Origin of the sequence: Pseudomonas sp. NPDC087598 (assembly GCF_044743525.1) — a bacterium.
Lineage (GTDB): Bacteria > Pseudomonadota > Gammaproteobacteria > Pseudomonadales > Pseudomonadaceae > Aquipseudomonas.
In genome coordinates this window covers 20,988-37,516 of record NZ_JBIUWQ010000008.1, presented here as the reverse complement: position 1 = coordinate 37,516, position 16,529 = coordinate 20,988, and the positions used below count along the sequence as shown (strand labels likewise).

The following is a 16,529-nucleotide window of genomic DNA, read 5'->3' as shown; positions in this document are numbered from 1 at the left end:
GTCCTCTCAAGCGGTTCGAAGTGCGCCCGCCAGTGCTACCGGCAAGGCTTCGACGGCGGCGCGTTGGGCGCGGCGGTCGCTGTTCAAAGGGATGTCGTAGGTGATGCGGGCGCCGTAGGCACCGGGGGCATGCGGGTCGAGGCGAACCTTGTCGAACACCAGCAGACGGGTGCCGAGGCTAAAGCCCTCGGACAGGTCATGAGTAACCATGAACACCGTCAGTTGCGTCTCGCGCCACAGTTCCAGCAACAGCGCGTGCATGTCTTTGCGGATGCCCGGATCAAGGGCGCCGAACGGTTCGTCGAGCAGCAACACGCGCGGTTTCATGATCAGCGCCTGAGCAATCGCCAGCCGTTGCTGCATGCCGCCGGACAGTTGCGCGGGGTACTTGTCCAGCGCATGGCCGAGGCCGACTTTGTGCAGCAGCGCCGAGGCCTGTTCGCGGGCGTCGTTTTTCGCTCGGCCGAACAACCGACCGAGCAGCGGCGCACGCGGCAGTTCGAGGCCGAGGGCGACGTTGTCGAGCACGCTCAAGTGCGGGAATACCGAGTAGCGCTGGAAGACCACGCCACGGCTGGCGTCCGGTTCGCTGGCCAGCGGTTGACCGTCGAGCAGAATCTCGCCGCGACTGGCGCTTTCCTGGCCGAGCAGCAGGCGCAGAAAGGTCGATTTGCCGCAACCGGACGCACCGACCAGCGTGCAGAACTCGCCCTCGTTGACTTGCAGATTCAAGCCTTCCAAAACCACTTGGTCGGCGTATTGCTGCCAGACGTTTTTCACCGTGATGAAGCTCATTTGGCGGCCCCCTCATACCAGGGGAAGGCGCGCCGGGTCAGGTGCTTGAGACCCCAATCCATCAGCCAGGCGAGGAGGGTGATCCACACCACGTATGGCAGGATCACGTCCATCGCCAAATAACGCCGTACCAGGAAAATCCGGTAACCGAGACCGTCGGTGGAGGCAATCGCCTCGGCGGCAATCAGGAACAGCCACGCCGAGCCGAGCATCAGCCGCAACGAGATCAGTAGGCGCGGCAACAGTTGCGGCAGCACCACGCGCAACATCAGCGTCCAGGTCGAAGCGCCGAGGGTCTGTGCCTTGATCAGCAGTTCGACAGGGATTTCCCGGGCGCGCTGTTCCAGATCGCGGGCGAGTGCCGGGGTGATGCCGATCACGATCAGCATGACTTTCGACAATTCGCCCAAGCCGAAAACGATGAACAGAATCGGCAGGATCGCCAGCGGCGGCACCATCGACAAAACCGTCAGCAGGGGCGACAACGGCGCGCCGAACAACGGCAGCGTGCCAGCAGCGATGCCCAGGCACAGCCCGGCCAGCGCAGCGATGCCGAGGCCGATAGCCAGGCGCCGCAGACTCGAAGCCGTGTCTTGCCACAACAGATAATCACCGGTGCGGCTGTCGGCATTGAAGGCCAGACGTTTGACCGCGTCGGTCATCTGCACGGCGCTGGGCAGCAGTTTGTCGTTGGGGTTGTCCGCCAGTCGCTCGGCCGAGCCCATGAAGTAGGCAAACAGCAGCAGCGCGAACGGCAGGATCACCAGCAGCAGGCGACTTGGGCGATCGGGGTGGCGATTGATCAGGCGCATGGCCAAATCCTCCGTGGCTTACAGCTTGGCGTCGGCGGCCATCTGCACGTAGGTCGGGTCGAAACGCAGCTTGAGGTTGCCGGTGTCGCCGCTGGTCACGCCGTTGGCGAAGGCCATGCCGACTGCGCTGGTGTCTTTCGCGCCTTCACCGAGCAAGCCGTGCTGGAACGAGAATTCGGCAACTTTGCGCATGGTTTCCGGCAGTTGTTTGCTGGTGGCGAAGGTCAGGGCTTCACGCGGTGTGGCGAACAGTCTGGTGGTGTCGAGTTGCGCCTGGAATCCGGCCAGATCGGTGCCCGAGGCCTTGGCCATGTGCTCCAGTGCGGCTTTGCTCGCGGCGTTTTTCGCGTTCATCAAATCGACGACTTCGAACCACGCCCCGGTCAGCGCCTTGCCCAGCGCCGGGTTGTCTTTGAGGGTGGCGCTGTTGACCACCATCATGTCCATGATCTCGCCGGGGATCTGGCTGGAATTGAACACTTCGGTGACGCCGGGTTTGGCCTTGATATCCGAGAGCATCGGGTTCCAGGTGGTCACGGCGTTGACTTGTTCAGTGTTGAAGGCGGCGGAAATATCGGCGTCGGAGGTGTTGACCACTTTCAGGTCTTTCTCGGTCAGATCCACCGAATCCAGTGCGCGGGCGAGCAGGTAGTGGGAGACCGACAGCTCGACCAGATTGACGTCCATGCCCTTGAGATCGGTGACCTTTTTACCGTCGCCCTTGAGGACGATGCCGTCGTTGCCGTTGGAGAAGTCGCTGACGATCAGTGCGGTGCTGTCGACGCCGCCGGCAGCCGGAATGGTCAGTGCGTCCATGTTGGTCATGGTGCAGCCGTCGAACTGGCCGGCGGTGTATTGGTTAATCGATTCGACGTAGTCGTTGAGCTGTACGACATCAATCTTGATCCCGTACTTCTTCGCCCATTTGTCGACGATGCCCTGACTGCCGGCGTATTCCCATGGCATCCAGCCGGCATAGATCGTCCAGCAGACGCTGAAGTGGTCTTTCTGTGCGGCGGGGGATTGGGTGCTGATGAGCGCGGCGAAGGCGGCGGCGAGCAGGGCGGGTAAACGTAGTCGGGACATGATGGGCTTCTCCAGTTGATCAAGGGCGGACAGGAAGGCAACGCGGCACCGCGAACGGTGGCTTGTCTCCCGGGCTTTTGTCCCGCCGTGTAACCTCAACTGGAGGTCGCCAACTCTCGGACCAGCCACTCGCGATTGCGAGCCGGAACCCTAGTCAGCCATTGCAAATTGTGGTGCCGCAAACCTGTGATGACTCCTGCACGGGTTTGCTAAAGCGAGAGGCGTGCCAAGTTGCGTCGAGCCCTCTGGCACGGGGGTTAGGTTTGAACCGGTTGGTCGCGAGGCGCGGGCGACGCTTTGTGTTGGTGCGCGGCTGCACCGTCGTGCAGCGTGTTTGCCGCTGATCCGATGGTCTGGCGCCGTTGGCACTCGGCAGCGGATTGCCAGTCAAATCAGTTGTCAGCCGGTCTGTGCCGACTAATGTCGCAGGTCTTTCAGGAGGCCGCCATGCTTATTCACAAAACGTTGCGTCGAGTGCTGCTGGGAGCGGTGCTCGGCCTGGGCTTGTCTGGCTGTTATTACTACGCCGGCCCCTACGATGGTTATCCCGCTACTTACTACTCACCCGGTTATTACTCGCCTTATTACTACGGTGGTTATTACGGCCCGCGTTACTACGGCGGCGCGCGTTATTACTACGGCGGATACGGTTATCGCGGGTATTACGGACGGGGTTATCACGGCGGCGGATACCACGGTGGGCACCACTAATCAGCGGCTGAATGACGGCGTTGGCGGATGAACAAGGTTTCATGAATCACTTGTTTCAACTTGTTGCAGGAACGCACCAGATGCCGAAAACGCTGTCTGATTTTTCGTCAGTCACCGAATAAACGACTGACGCCTGCCAGCGTCGCTGGTGTGGCTACCCGCGGTCCAGGAGGCCGCCATGTATAGACGAATTCTTCTGCTTGCTGCGTTGATGTTTTCCGTTGCCGGTTGCGTCCCGTATTCCTACGCGGACTCGTATTACAGCTCACAGGTCTACACCTCACCCGCACCGGCTTACTACAACACAGGTGGCACTTACTACAGCGGCGGCAGCACGTATTACTCGGCTCCGCGCTACTACCAGCCTGCTCCACGGTACTACCAGCAACCGCGCTATTACCAGCCGGCACCACGCTACTATCAACCTGCGCCGCGCTACTACGAAAGCCGTCGCTGGCATGGCAATGATCGTGGCGGCTGGGACGGCCATCGTCGCGGCGGCTGGGACAACGATCATCGCGGTCGCGGCAACTACGACCGCCACAGCGGTCGTGGCGACCACAATGGACGGGGCAATCGCTGGTAATCACTGGCAAATAAAAAGCGGCGCTTTGAGCGCCGCTTTTTTATGCCCGTCGAAAAGTCGTCCCGTTAGCCTTCTCCTAGGGTATTCCCAGACGCTTCCTACAGTTTCATTTCCTTGCATTTGTTAGCGTTTGTTCCTGCCGATCGGGGTGAGCAAAACTCAGTTCAATAGCGGCGAATAAAAGGACGATGCCGCTATGAAGCTTCTTGTGATTCACCAAAACTTTCCGGGCCAGTTCCGTCATGTGGTGCTGGCGGCGATTGACAGGCGTTATGAGGTTTTGGCGATAGGTCGGGATACGGCGCCGGGTATCGCACAGGTGAAAATATATCGATACCGAGCTGCCAGCAGAGCACCAGGCGATATTCATCCCTATCTGGCCCGTTACGAACAAGCGGTTATTGATGGACAGAAGGTTTTTCAGATTCTGAGCAGGCTGAAACATTCGGGTTATCGGCCAGACGTGATTCTCGCTCATCCCGGATGGGGGGAAACGCTCTTCGTCAAGGATGTCTATCCTGACACGCCGCTTATTCACTATTGCGAATATTACTATCGAGCGCGGGGCGCGGATTTCGGGTTCGACCCTGAATTCCCGCGAGCCACGAGAGAGTCATCAAGGCTGCGAGTGCTCAATTCGCTGCATCTTTTGAATCTCGATCAATGTGACATTGCCATTGCACCTACACGGTGGCAGCGCAGTCTGTTTCCGGCCGCTTATCAGTCGGCCATTCGGGTTATTCACGAGGGCGTCATTCAAAGTTCTCACTTGGCGAAAGTTGGGGCCGTCAGGTTGCCCAATGGCGTCGAACTGAGAGCTGGGCAACCGATCGTTACTTATGTCGCAAGGAATCTTGAGCCTTATCGCGGGTTTCACAGTTTTATGCGAGCGATCCCGCATATTCAGGCTGAGTGTCCCGATGTGCAGATAATCATAGTGGGCGGTGATGATGTCAGTTACGGGTGTAAGCCGGTTGGCTATGCAAATTGGCGCAGCAGAATGGAGGCAGAGGTAAGTTTCGATCATTCCACCGTTCATTTCACAGGGAAGCTTTCTTACCAGACTTACCGGACGGTTCTGGAGTGTTCAAAGGTTCATGTTTATTTGACGTATCCGTTTGTTTTGTCGTGGTCGTTACTGGAGGCGATGGCGGCTGGGTGTGTGGTAGTGGCGTCAGATACGGCTCCGGTAAGGGAGGTGATCGTCGATGGTCACAATGGAATGCTGGTGGACTTCTTCGATCATCAAAGTATCGCCAAACGCATTGCCAAAGTCCTTAAATCCGTTGATGAGTACGACTGCCTTCGCAGCTCTGCGAAGTTGACGGCGAGCAGATTTGATGTGGAGTACGGCACGAAACAATACTTCGAGTTATTTGAAAGTGCGACGTCCGGCCATCTGAAGAAACAGCCTGCTCCTCAGTTTGACAGGGAGATTTGAAATGCTCCGGATTTCGCGTAAGCAATTGGTTAAATGGTTTAAGAAGTTGTTGAAGTATGGCTTGTTTGTTTATGTCTGTTATTGCGTAGTAGATTTTTATATTCGTGAAGAAGAAATCGCCGAGGCAATGGCAATCTATTACGCGGATCAGGAGGCCTGTCAAAAGAAGCTGGCGAGCATGAAGCAGGTGCCCATACTGGGCGGCAGCTATGTGGATAAGACTCTGGTCCCGGAGTTTAATGTTGGCATGCCGGAATTGGCGAATAAAAAAGCGTGTCTGGCCAATACTCTCAAGGGCCATTTCTGGTGGACCGGTACGGGGGTCCGCCGGTACCAGGATCAGAGCCTGAAGTCCATTCCTGAAAGTTGGCGTCTTTATAAAGTGACCGCCGGGCTTTATACAAGAAAAGAAACTACCGAACCTCATGAGCGGGGCTATCGGCACGTCAACTGGCCGGATGAGTTGATTGTTAAACTAAAAAATTATCCGGGGTTGGAGATTTGGCTGGATGCTCCGCCGCCGCACTTCAAGAATGAGGATTCCGTTAGAACGTTTGTCATCACGGGCTGGCCGCGGCGTGATGGAACCCCTCGGTTGATAGACTGTGACGGCTTGATTCGTCCGGCTTCCGAGGAACAACTTACTGACGAGAAAATGGCAAAGTTCAGCAGAGCCGAATTGGAAGCTTTGGATTTTGGCAAATTAAACTTTTTTTGCACCATGAATCTGGATAACTTTTACTTTGCTGGGGGTCACGGTAGCGTAAGTCTCGGTCTATCGTCATTACGCGAAGCACCTGAGATGCTCAAGTTTCTCAGTGATTATCTTTCATGCTCTGTTATTACAAGGAAGTAACGATGAGTTATGTTTTTAGCGATATGGAAAAAACGGAAATTTTTAACGCAGCCAATCTATGCAAAGGTATGAGGCTTCACTCAAAAAAAATCAAGTACGAAGCGCTGGAGTTAGCAGGTGCTGACTGCGCTCCCTTGTATCAAAAGCTATTCGATATTATTGGCAGAAGGGGTTCTGAGGTTACCGCTGTCGATAAAGAAGAAGGAAAAATTCTGAAAAGCGCCAGGCTCTGGCTTGCCGTGGCCATTGATGCCAACGGTGGAGACGGTGCCTACGCTGCACTGATTCGCGGCTACACCTCGCGCCAAGGTGAACTGAGATTGAATGAAATCTTCAGTGAAGACCTGATGCAGCTGTCATCGAATCAAGTCGCCGCCAATTTCATTAATACCTTGATCGACGGATCTCTCGCGGGTCGACTGGCACCATGGACGGTTCCATCCATCAGCCAGATTGCAGAGATTGATGCCAGTGCGATCGGCAAGGCACTGTTTATTGAGGCTTGCGGAGAGAAGGATACAGCCGTGAGCCATAACGCCGGCTGGTCCGGGACAGTCGGGTTCAGCCTGTTGGGTGGAGCGCCGCCCTATGAAACCTGGAGATTGATCTCCGCTGGTGATTCGCAAGGGGAAGATGGCGGCCCGCCGACTCAAGCAAAAGCCAACAGGCTTGATGACTATAAAAATATTCTGTTCGCCATCGATTCATACAGTGTCGGCCTGCGAGCGGCGATCAGTAATTTCGGCGTCAATCCATTGCAAAGTCTGCTTTCCGTCGTGCCAGAGCAGATCAATATCGCGCTCGCCAGTGGCAGCCTGAATCCGCTGATTCAGCATGTAGTGAAAGGCACGCCGGTTTCCGTCGTGGTCGACCTGATACTGCGCCATGGCTTGAACGAATTCTTCGACATGTTCAGGCGCACCTACGATGGCGATTCCGCTGCTACACCGACAACCGATGAAACCTTTGCCCCCAACGCTTACGCATTCTTCTCGGCATTCTCCCCAGAGCAGTGCCAAAACATCATCACCCAATCAATAGGCGAATACGGAAACGCGAATTCATGGGCAAAACTGGCTGGCGAGTCGACACCCATCGGCCTGGCGCTGCGCAATTCCCTGAAGCAACTCAGTGAAGTCGTCATTGAACGAGCTGAAGGTTACCCCGGACGCGGACTGGAGCTCTACGATCCGTTGACCGGCGAAGGTTTCATCACCGCGCAATGGCTCGCCGATCGTGCGCAGATGTTGGCCCGGTTGATTGCCCGAACTCAGGGCTCGCTTGGAGAACACTCGCTGCAGAAGTTTTCCTACTCCGATCTTGCTTCAGCCAAACAGGTGCCGATGACGACCGGTGTGTTGAATCCGCTGGTCATGTTCGGTGATGACGGCGCGCGGTCTTTCGAGGGCGGTGCGAACACTGATCATCTGTATGGCGGCGCGGGCAATGACACGATCAACGGGCAGGCAGGTCACGATGTCATCGAGGGTGGAAGCGGCAACGACTTGCTTGCCGGAGGCGACGGCAATGATGCGCTGTACGGAATGGCCGGTGATGATGTTTTGATCGGAGGAAAGGGCAACGACTCTTTGATCGGTGGCGCAGGCAGCGACCGATATGAGTTTTCCAGCGGTGATGGCATCGATGAGATCTTCGACGTCGACGCAAATGGGCAGGTTTGGATCAACGGTTCGCCGATTCCTTCACTCAAACGCCACGCCCCTTTGAGCGATGTCTGGTCTACCGAGGATCAGGCCATCACCCTGACCCTCATCGAAGAACTCACTGAACCCACGCTCAACATCAAATATGGTCTGAACGATCTCATCGTTATCAAGAACTTCCGCCCCGGGATGCTAGGCATCCGACTTCCTGAATACCAAGGCCATACGGCCTCTGCTCCCGATCGGGTTCTCCAGGGCGACTGGAAAGCGAAAGATATCGACCCCAATGTTGCCGGGGATCAGTTCTCATACGATGAGTTGGGCAACGCCTTGCTATTGGCCAACGTAAAACAGAGAAACAAGGCCGATGTGCTTTACGGCTCTGCCAAGGACGATGTCATTCTCGGACTTGGCGGTTCTGATCGATTATTCGGCAAGGCTGGAAACGATCGTCTGTTTGGGGATAAACAGACGACGCTCGAAAAAGCCATGGCCGCTGGCGACTCTAAAGGGAAAGCAGCTCGAGGCGATTGGCTTGATGGCGGTGCTGGCCACGATTTGCTCATCGGTACGGCATCCCAGGACGTGCTTCTGGGCGGTAACGATCGGGATACGCTGATTGGAGGTGCGGGAGATGACGTTTTATCAGGGGATGAAGCGACCGGCGCGCTGGAGCAGAAATGGGGATTCAAACGCGTCGAAGTTCTTATAGGCGGCGGTGTCACCAGTCACCGAACCGTCTTTTCAAAAGCCTCAATTAATAGTTCGACGCAGGGCGATAACGATGTTCTCTACGGCCAGGGCGGTCGCGATGTTCTCAACGGTGGATGGGGCGAGGACTTGCTTGATGGCGGAACTGAAGATGATCTTCTTTCGGGGGATGGCGGGAATGACACGCTGGCCGGAGGAAGCGGTAATGACACAATGATGGGAGATAACCTCGACTGGGGAGGTGGCCTGCAAAGCAAACACCATGGCGACGATGTATTGGACGGTGGAAGTGGCGATGATTGGCTCGCTGGTAACGGTGGAGCCGATGCGATTTATGGTGGCTCAGGCAATGACACTCTCCAGGGGGATGACGATTTACTTAGCGGCGTTGCCGGTGACGCCGCCCACTTTTTTGGAAATGACCTGCTGGACGGTGGTGCAGGAGACGACAAACTTTTGGGCGGCGGGGCGGATGATCTGTTGTTCGGAGGTGAAGGTAACGACGCGCTGGCCGGGGATTATGCGGAGCATCCGGTTCGTTATCACGGTAATGATTTACTTGATGGTGGAGCGGGCGATGACACACTTCAGGGAATGGGTGGCTCCGATACCCTGATCGGTGGAGCAGGAGCTGACGCGCTGGATGGTGATGTGTCCAACCTGCAATCAGGTGGAATCAACAATGATTACCTTCAAGGCGATGAAGGAAACGATACCCTTTCGGGAGGTTTGGGCGCCGACACACTTTACGGCGGCGCTGATGATGACATTTTATCCGGCGACTACGAGCAGACATCCGAGGCCGAACACGGCGCAGATTATCTGGACGGTGGTTCAGGCAACGATACCTTGCTGGGCGGTGGTGGCAACGACACGTTGTTGGGCGGGGAGGGTGAAGACCACCTTCGTGGCGATTCAGGCAATAACGTTTTTGATGGCGGTGCCGGTAACGACGAGCTGGATGGCCATGACGGCGCTGATATTTATTACTTCGGGGCTGGTGATGGTCTTGATGTCATCACCGATTCTGGCGGCAGCAATATCATCAAGTTCGGCGCTGGTTTTTCTGCGGAAAATTTAAAAGCCGACATCATTGATGTTTCTGTAGGCAGGGTATTGCGGTTGGCCAATGGTGAAGGCGACGCCATCCTTATCAGAAATCATGAGGAGTGGAGGAATTCAACGTTCACGTTTAGCGATGGTGGCGTTCTCGGCTATCAGGAGGTCATGAAAAAAACGCTGTCAGCCGTTGAAATCGTCGAACCGCCAGTGGCTGAGGGGAGGCCGGCCAAAGAAGAGAACAAAGACATCATTGCAGACGACGATTCGGTGGATGTTCCGGACGAGTCCGGCATCGTTGCTCCTGGCGAGGAGCGAAGTAATGCCATTGATAATAAGGTTGGCTGGGCTGACAGATTTCTCGCTGAGCTCAAAGCAAAGCGGGTCGCAAGCAGACATGCAACAGGCTTTACTTTAAATAACCAGGGTGTCTGGGTTCGTAACCGTATATTCACCAGCAATACTGGTTATACCACTTACTCGGATCTGATCAATGAAAGCACCGAAACGGCAACCTTGTCTGCAACGCCGCAATGGATGGGGACTAACGACGGGAATGCCGTATTTAGTGAAAGACAGTCAAATTCTACATCCCGGTCCAATTTCCGAGATGTAAAAAAAGAGAGCGCAGTGCCGCCGTCCTCCTTGAACCCACGTTATTTTCGGTCGGGCGCTGCCAGCGGCTGTTCATTCAAAATAGGTGACGCAATAGTTGCGGATAGACAGGAATCAGGCGAAATCAAAGGGTGGTACGTGTATCCCGCTGAAAGCTTCACGGTGGGTGAAACTGTCCGCAAGGAGTTTCGGTGGGATGTAACAACTAAAACGATCAAACACAAGATCGTTCACGGTGAAGATGCCGGTGGGCGAGTTAATGTTGAAGTCGGCAATATTTTCCATGGTGGTGCGGGCGATGACGTGATAGTCGCCTACTCAGGTTCCCTGCTTGATTATGGTTCGATTAATGACAGGATACCGGGTGCCTTCGTGTCAGCCGGGGCTGGCAACGACACACTGCTCGGTTCTGAAGGCGCTGATCATTTAGTCAGCGGCGCGGGGAATGATCTGTTGTACGGTGAAAACGGTGCCGATACTTATATCGTGCAGGCGCATGCCGGAGCTACGACTATTATTGCGGATGCATTGGGGCCTGTTTTCCACCGGCCTGAAGTAGGTGTCGCTGGATGGAAAGACGAATATGGGGCAATCGATAAAGACCAGGTCATTCTTCCTGATGAAGCGACGCTGGAAAGGTTGCAGCTCAGTTGGGGCGCTACGTTGATTGAAACGGTAAATATCGAGTTGGCACCCGATCCGCATTCTAGTGCCAATCGCCATCCGCCTCGGGCGAGGATGCTCTATTCAACATTGGATATTCAATGGGGTGGGTCTCAGAAGGTTCGCATCGTTTTGCCCAATGCAGGAGATATTGAGGGTTCTGGAATTGAAGTCATACAGTTTGCGGATGGATCAAGCGTCAATCTTAAAGACCTGTTGGGCTCCAGTCAGCTCGGCCCTGCTCCGGATACTTACCACAACGGTCTCTTGGTTGAGAATGCGGTCAATCTCAAATCCATTCGAGAAGGCCAAGCGCTCCCGCTAGTGGGTAGTCACGGTAATGACTCGTTAAGCGGAGCAGGTGAGATCAGAGGTATGCGGGGGAATGACGTGCTTATCGGTAGTGTCGGCGATGATGTTCTATTGGGTGGTCCCGGCGACGACACTCTGTCTGGTGGCGCAGGTCATGATCTCTATCAATATGATGGACTGGGTAGAGATTTGATCGACAACACGGGTGGCGGGTTTGATGGAATCGATTTTTCTCCAGTGGGTCTGACTATTGAACAATTGAGGTTTCATCGCGATCAGGATGATCTTGTAATAGTGGTCGACTATGGCATGGCTCCCAAGATTCGAGTCTCCAGACATTTTTCTGAAGGCGAAAACGCTATTGGGTTCATAAGGGTCAAAGGCGAAGGAAAAACGGTTCAAGATTACACCGCTATGCAAATTGCCGAACGTTTACATCCTCTTCCTCCATTGCGAGATGTGGAAGATATTCTGGTAAAGGAAAATGAAGAGTCGCAACTCGCGCTGGCCGAAATAATCAAGTTTTACGAGCTGAATATTTAACCTTTGTACGTCAATTTTAACTGCCCGCGATGGGAACCAAGAGGTCGCCATCGCGGGCAATCAGCATTTCAATACTGCGTCAAATCCGCCAACGGATGCCGTCCCTCCCAGACCTTGTGAAAATGCGCCTCGACCACCGCATCCGGCACACTGCTGACGTCCGGCCAATGCCAGTGCGGTTTCTGATCTTTATCGATCAACCGTGCGCGAACCCCTTCGCTGAACTCCGGATGCCGGCAGCAGTTAAGGCTCAGGGTGTATTCCATCTGGAAAACTTCGGCCAGCGACATATGCCGCGCACGGATGATCTGTTCCCAGACCAGATGCGCGGTCAGCGGCGAACCTTCGCTCAGGGTTTTCGCCGCACGTGCAATGAGAGGATCGCTGCTGTCACGCTGCAGGCTGATGGCTTTCCAGGCGCAGGTAACGTCGCTGACGTCGAGCAGTTCGTCGATCTGCCGACGCCGTGGCAGCCACTGCGCCTCGGGCATCTGCGCGAGGGCTTCCTGCTGCAAGGCCTTGAGCAGACTGTTGAGTTGCATGGCGGTCTGTTCCTGCCAATTAAGCTGTAACAGGCCCTCGATCAGTTGCGGCTGCTGTTCGTCGAGCAGGAAGCGGTCAGCCAGATCCAGATCAATCGCATCGCGACCGTTCATGTGCGCGCCGGTCAGGCCCAGAAACAAACCGAGCTTGCCCGGCAGCCGCGCCAGAAACCAACTGGCGCCGACATCCGGATACAGGCCAATGGTGATTTCCGGCATCGCCAAACGGCTGCTCGGCGTGACGATCCGCGTACTCGCGCCTTGCAACAAACCCATGCCGCCGCCCAGCACATAACCGTGGCCCCAACAGATCAGCGGTTTCGGGTAGGTGTGGAGGCTGTAGTCCAAGCGGTATTCCGCAGCGAAAAACTGCGCGGCCAGCGGCGGTACTTCGCCGGGATGAGCGCGACAGGCCTCGACCAGGCTGCGCACTTCACCGCCGGCGCAAAAAGCCTTGGCGCCGTTGCCGCGCAGCAACACGCAGACGATTTGTGGATCCTTGGCCCAGGCATTCAATTTGTCGCCGAGGGCGTTGATCATCGGCAAGGACAGCGCGTTGAGCGACTTTTCAGCGTCCAGGCTGGCGATACCGATGCGGGCGCCGTCGGTGCCAGAGAGTTCTTCGAAGTGCAGATTCATCGTGACCTCGATCGGGAATTTGAACGATCAGTATGATCGCTGTGTGGGAAAGTGCCGAATGTGAGTCAGATCAATTGACAAGCGTGGTCGGCTTTCCTAGGGTTCGCCCCACTGTTTTTGCCGGGTATGACCATGACTGCTGACGACCGTATCAAACTCGAACCGAGCTGGAAGGAGGCACTGCGTGCTGAATTCGACCAGCCTTACATGGCAGAGTTGCGCAACTTCCTGCAGCAGGAGCGGGCGGCCGGCAAGGAAATCTATCCGCCGGGGCCGCTGATTTTCAGTGCGCTGAATTCCACGCCGCTGGATAAAGTCAAAGTGGTGATCCTCGGCCAGGACCCGTATCACGGCCCGGGCCAGGCCCACGGTTTGTGCTTCTCGGTGCAACCGGGCGTGCCGGCACCGCCATCGCTGGTCAACATCTATAAAGAGTTGAAGCGCGACCTGAATATCGACATTCCCAATCACGGCTACCTGCAGAGTTGGGCCGACCAGGGCGTGTTGATGATCAACACGACCATGACCGTCGAGCGCGCCAACGCCAATGCGCACAAGGACAAGGGCTGGCAGTTCTTCACCGATCGGATCATTGAACTGGTCAGCGAGCGCCAGCCGCATCTGGTGTTCATGCTCTGGGGCGCGCATGCGCAGAGCAAGCAGAAGCTGATCGACGCGACCAAGCACCTGGTGCTGACGTCGGTGCACCCGTCGCCACTGTCGGCGTATCGCGGATTTTTGGGCTGCGGGCACTTCAGCCGGACCAACAAGTTTCTTGAGCAGAATGGCGAGACGCCGATCGAGTGGCGTCTTCCACCGGTTTGACGGGTTGACCGCATCGGCCCTTTCGCGAGCAGGCTCGCTCCAACAGGATCTTGTGGATGCCACAGATTATGTGCGCACCGCAAAACCCTGTGGGAGCGAGCCTGCTCGCGAATAAATTGACGCGGTTTTACTCGGGATTGCGGTTCCAGTACTTGAACAACGGCTCCGCCAGAAACAACACAAACAACAGCCGCATCACCTGCATCGCCGTCACCAGTGGCACCGACAGTTGCAGGGTTTCCGCCGTCAGGCTCATTTCGGCGATCCCGCCGGGCATCATGCCCAGCGTCAGTGAGCGCAGATCCAGATGGGTCAGCGCACTCAAGCCCAGCGCCGCCAGTGTCGCGATCAACATGGTCAGCGCCGTGCCGATCAATGTGCGGCCCATGAACGACGGCGCATGGCGAAAGAACTGTCGATTGAAGTGGCAACCCAGGCCGCTGCCAATCAGCCACTGGCCAATCTGACTGCCGCCATTGGGCAAACCGATGTGCAGATCCCAGCCAATACTCACCGCCGCACTCACCAGCAACGGCCCGAACAACCACGGATTGGGTTGGCGCAGACGCTGCCAGAGCCAGGCAAGCAGAGCGCCCGCCGGAAATAGAATCGCCAGCCAGCGCCAATCGACACTGCCGGCATGAGCAATTGGTGTACCGTCACCGAGCAGATACTTGAACGCCGCCGGTACACACAGGACGACCACCAGCACGCGCAAACTCTGCCCTGCTGCGACATGGCTGAGCATGGCGCCGTTGCGTGCGCCAAGGTTGACCATCTCGCCGGAACCACCGGGCATGCTCGAGAAAAACGCCGTGGCGCGGTCCTCTCCGGTGCGGCGCATCAACCACACGCCGACCACTGCCGACACGCTGGTGACCAGTGCGCCGAAGAAGATCAAACCGAAATGACTCAACACCTGCTCCATCACCACGGGGGTGAAGTGCAGGCCGATGCCGATCCCGACAATCCATTGGCCGCACTTGCGCCCGCCGGGGATTTCCGTGAGTTGCCACGGGGTCAGGCAGCGCACGAGGATGATCGCCAGCAACGAGCCGACCATCCACGGCAGTGGCCAGCCGATCTGACTGGCGACATAGCCGCCGAGCAGACCGACCAGCGGGGTTCCCCACCAGGATTTGAGCGAGGAGCGATCAAACATCGGCAATCGCGCGTTGCGCGGCAGAACGTTTGCGCCAGATACGGATAATCGGCATCGCCAGCATGATCACCGTCAATACCCAGCAACCGACGGTGATCGGGCTCGACCAGAGGATTTCCAGCGCACCGTTGGAGATCGACAGCGCACGACGCAGGTTCTGCTCCATCAGGCCACCGAGGATGAAGCCCAGCAGCAGTGGCGACAACGGGAAATCCAGTTTGCGCAGGATGTAACCGAAGATGCCGATGCCGATCATCAGGAACAGATCGAAGGTCGTTGCATGCACGGCATACACGCCGATCCCGGTGATGATCGCGATGACCGGCACCAGCGCCCAGTTCGGCACGGCGAGGATACGCGTGAAGATACGGATCATCGGGATGTTGAGGATCACCAGCATGACGTTGGCGATGAACAACGAAGCGATCAGGCCCCAGACGATGTCCGGCTGTTGCTGGAACAGCAGCGGGCCCGGGGTGATGTTGTACAGCGACAGCGCGCCGATCATCACCGCCGTGGTCCCGGAACCTGGTACACCGAGGGTCAGCATTGGCACCAGTGCGCCGCACGCCGCGCCGCCGATGGCGGTTTCCGGCGCCGCGAGGCCACGGGCATCGCCTTCACCGAATTTGCCGCTGGTGCCGGCAATGCGCTTCTCGGTCATGTACGCCACGGCACTGGCCAGCGTCGCGCCGGCACCCGGCAGTACGCCCATGATGAAACCGAGCACGCCGCAACGCAGGTTCACCGTGAACACCGACGCCGCTTCCTTGAAGTTGAACATCATCCGGCCGGTGGCTTTCACCGCTTCCTGGCCGTGGTGGGTTTTTTCCAGCAGCAGAAGGATTTCGCTGATGGAGAACAGACCCAGCACCAGCACGACAAATTGAATGCCGTCGGTCAGGTGAATGTTGTCGCCGGTAAAACGGTACACGCCGCTGTTGGCGTCGATGCCGACGGTGGACAGGAACAGACCGATCAGCGCTGCGATAAACGTCTTCAACGGTCGATCACCGGCCATGCCGCCGAGACAGACAATCGCGAACACCATCAACACAAAATATTCCGCCGGACCAAAGGCAATCGCCCATTTCGCCAGCAGCGGCGCGAACAGCACCATGCCGCAGGTGGCGATGAACGCGCCGATGAACGAACTCCATGCCGACAGCGACAGGGCCACACCGGCCAGGCCTTTGCGGGCCATCGGGTAGCCGTCGAGGGTGGTCATTACGGTGGAAGCTTCGCCCGGAATGTTCAGCAGGATCGAGCTGATCCGGCCGCCGTATTCGCAACCGAGGTACACCGCTGCCAACAGGATCAACGCCGATTCCGGCGGCAGGCCGAGAGCAAACGCGATCGGGATCAGCAGTGCCACGCCATTGATCGGGCCGAGGCCCGGCAGCAGGCCGACGACGGTGCCGATCAGCGTGCCGCACAGTGCGGTCACGAGGTTGTAAGGGCTCAGCGCGACGCCGAAACCCTGACCCAAATAGCCAAGAGTATCCAT

Annotated in this window: 12 protein-coding genes and 1 riboswitch; of the genes, 6 read left to right on the top strand and 6 right to left on the bottom strand. The window is 56.8% G+C overall.

Annotated features, from left to right (window positions below; genetic code table 11):
* Positions 1-6: 6 nt before the first annotated feature.
* Genes ACIOWE_RS06740 through ACIOWE_RS06730 form a run of 3 tightly spaced genes read right to left on the bottom strand, consistent with a single transcriptional unit; the run spans position 7 to position 2,693 of the window.
* On the bottom strand, positions 7-795 hold the full coding sequence (locus ACIOWE_RS06740; RefSeq protein WP_401388923.1) for an ABC transporter ATP-binding protein: 789 nt from the start codon (positions 793-795) through the stop codon (positions 7-9).
* Entirely contained in the window at positions 792-1,607 is an 816-nt protein-coding gene (locus ACIOWE_RS06735; RefSeq protein WP_127926184.1) for an ABC transporter permease, read from the bottom strand. Before ACIOWE_RS06735 ends, ACIOWE_RS06740 begins: the two co-directional genes overlap by 4 nt.
* 18 nt (positions 1,608-1,625) lie before the next feature.
* Positions 1,626-2,693, bottom strand: coding sequence for a putative urea ABC transporter substrate-binding protein (locus ACIOWE_RS06730; RefSeq protein ID WP_401388919.1), 1,068 nt, complete (start codon positions 2,691-2,693; stop codon positions 1,626-1,628).
* A gap of 64 nt (positions 2,694-2,757) precedes the next feature.
* Positions 2,758-2,858, bottom strand: a riboswitch (guanidine-I (ykkC/yxkD leader).
* A gap of 282 nt (positions 2,859-3,140) precedes the next feature.
* Between ACIOWE_RS06730 and ACIOWE_RS06725 the strand changes: the two genes are divergently transcribed.
* The 5 genes from ACIOWE_RS06725 (at position 3,141) to ACIOWE_RS06705 (ending at position 11,854) form a co-directional block, all read left to right on the top strand.
* Entirely contained in the window at positions 3,141-3,404 is a 264-nt protein-coding gene (locus ACIOWE_RS06725) for a hypothetical protein (RefSeq protein WP_401388917.1), read from the top strand.
* Between the two features lie 178 nt (positions 3,405-3,582).
* Complete coding sequence (locus ACIOWE_RS06720; RefSeq protein WP_401388914.1) at positions 3,583-3,990, top strand: hypothetical protein; 408 nt, start codon at positions 3,583-3,585, stop codon at positions 3,988-3,990.
* Between the two features lie 196 nt (positions 3,991-4,186).
* A complete protein-coding gene (locus ACIOWE_RS06715) occupies positions 4,187-5,431 on the top strand; it encodes a glycosyltransferase family 4 protein (protein WP_401388911.1) in 1,245 nt (414 codons plus the stop codon).
* Between the two features lies 1 nt (position 5,432).
* Entirely contained in the window at positions 5,433-6,287 is an 855-nt protein-coding gene (locus ACIOWE_RS06710; RefSeq protein WP_401388909.1) for a hypothetical protein, read from the top strand.
* A gap of 2 nt (positions 6,288-6,289) precedes the next feature.
* The gene (locus tag ACIOWE_RS06705) at positions 6,290-11,854 is read left to right on the top strand and encodes a calcium-binding protein (RefSeq protein ID WP_401388906.1); all 5,565 of its coding nucleotides are present in this window, start codon (positions 6,290-6,292) and stop codon (positions 11,852-11,854) included.
* Positions 11,855-11,922: 68 nt separating this feature from the next.
* Here the strand turns inward: ACIOWE_RS06705 and ACIOWE_RS06700 are convergent, their stop codons facing one another.
* Entirely contained in the window at positions 11,923-13,035 is a 1,113-nt protein-coding gene (locus ACIOWE_RS06700; protein ID WP_401388903.1) for an enoyl-CoA hydratase/isomerase family protein, read from the bottom strand.
* 132 nt (positions 13,036-13,167) lie between these two features.
* Here ACIOWE_RS06700 and ung point away from each other — a divergent pair, with 132 nt between their 5' ends.
* A complete protein-coding gene (gene ung / locus ACIOWE_RS06695; protein ID WP_401388900.1) occupies positions 13,168-13,860 on the top strand; it encodes a uracil-DNA glycosylase in 693 nt (230 codons plus the stop codon).
* A gap of 127 nt (positions 13,861-13,987) precedes the next feature.
* Here the strand turns inward: ung and ACIOWE_RS06690 are convergent, their stop codons facing one another.
* Together ACIOWE_RS06690 and ACIOWE_RS06685 are read right to left on the bottom strand one after the other, a co-directional pair.
* Positions 13,988-15,022 (bottom strand): AbrB family transcriptional regulator, encoded by a 1,035-nt coding sequence (locus ACIOWE_RS06690; RefSeq protein ID WP_401388897.1) that lies wholly within the window; start codon positions 15,020-15,022, stop codon positions 13,988-13,990.
* The gene (locus tag ACIOWE_RS06685; protein ID WP_401388894.1) at positions 15,015-16,529 is read right to left on the bottom strand and encodes a tripartite tricarboxylate transporter permease; all 1,515 of its coding nucleotides are present in this window, start codon (positions 16,527-16,529) and stop codon (positions 15,015-15,017) included. The genes ACIOWE_RS06690 and ACIOWE_RS06685 overlap by 8 nt, the downstream gene beginning before the upstream one ends.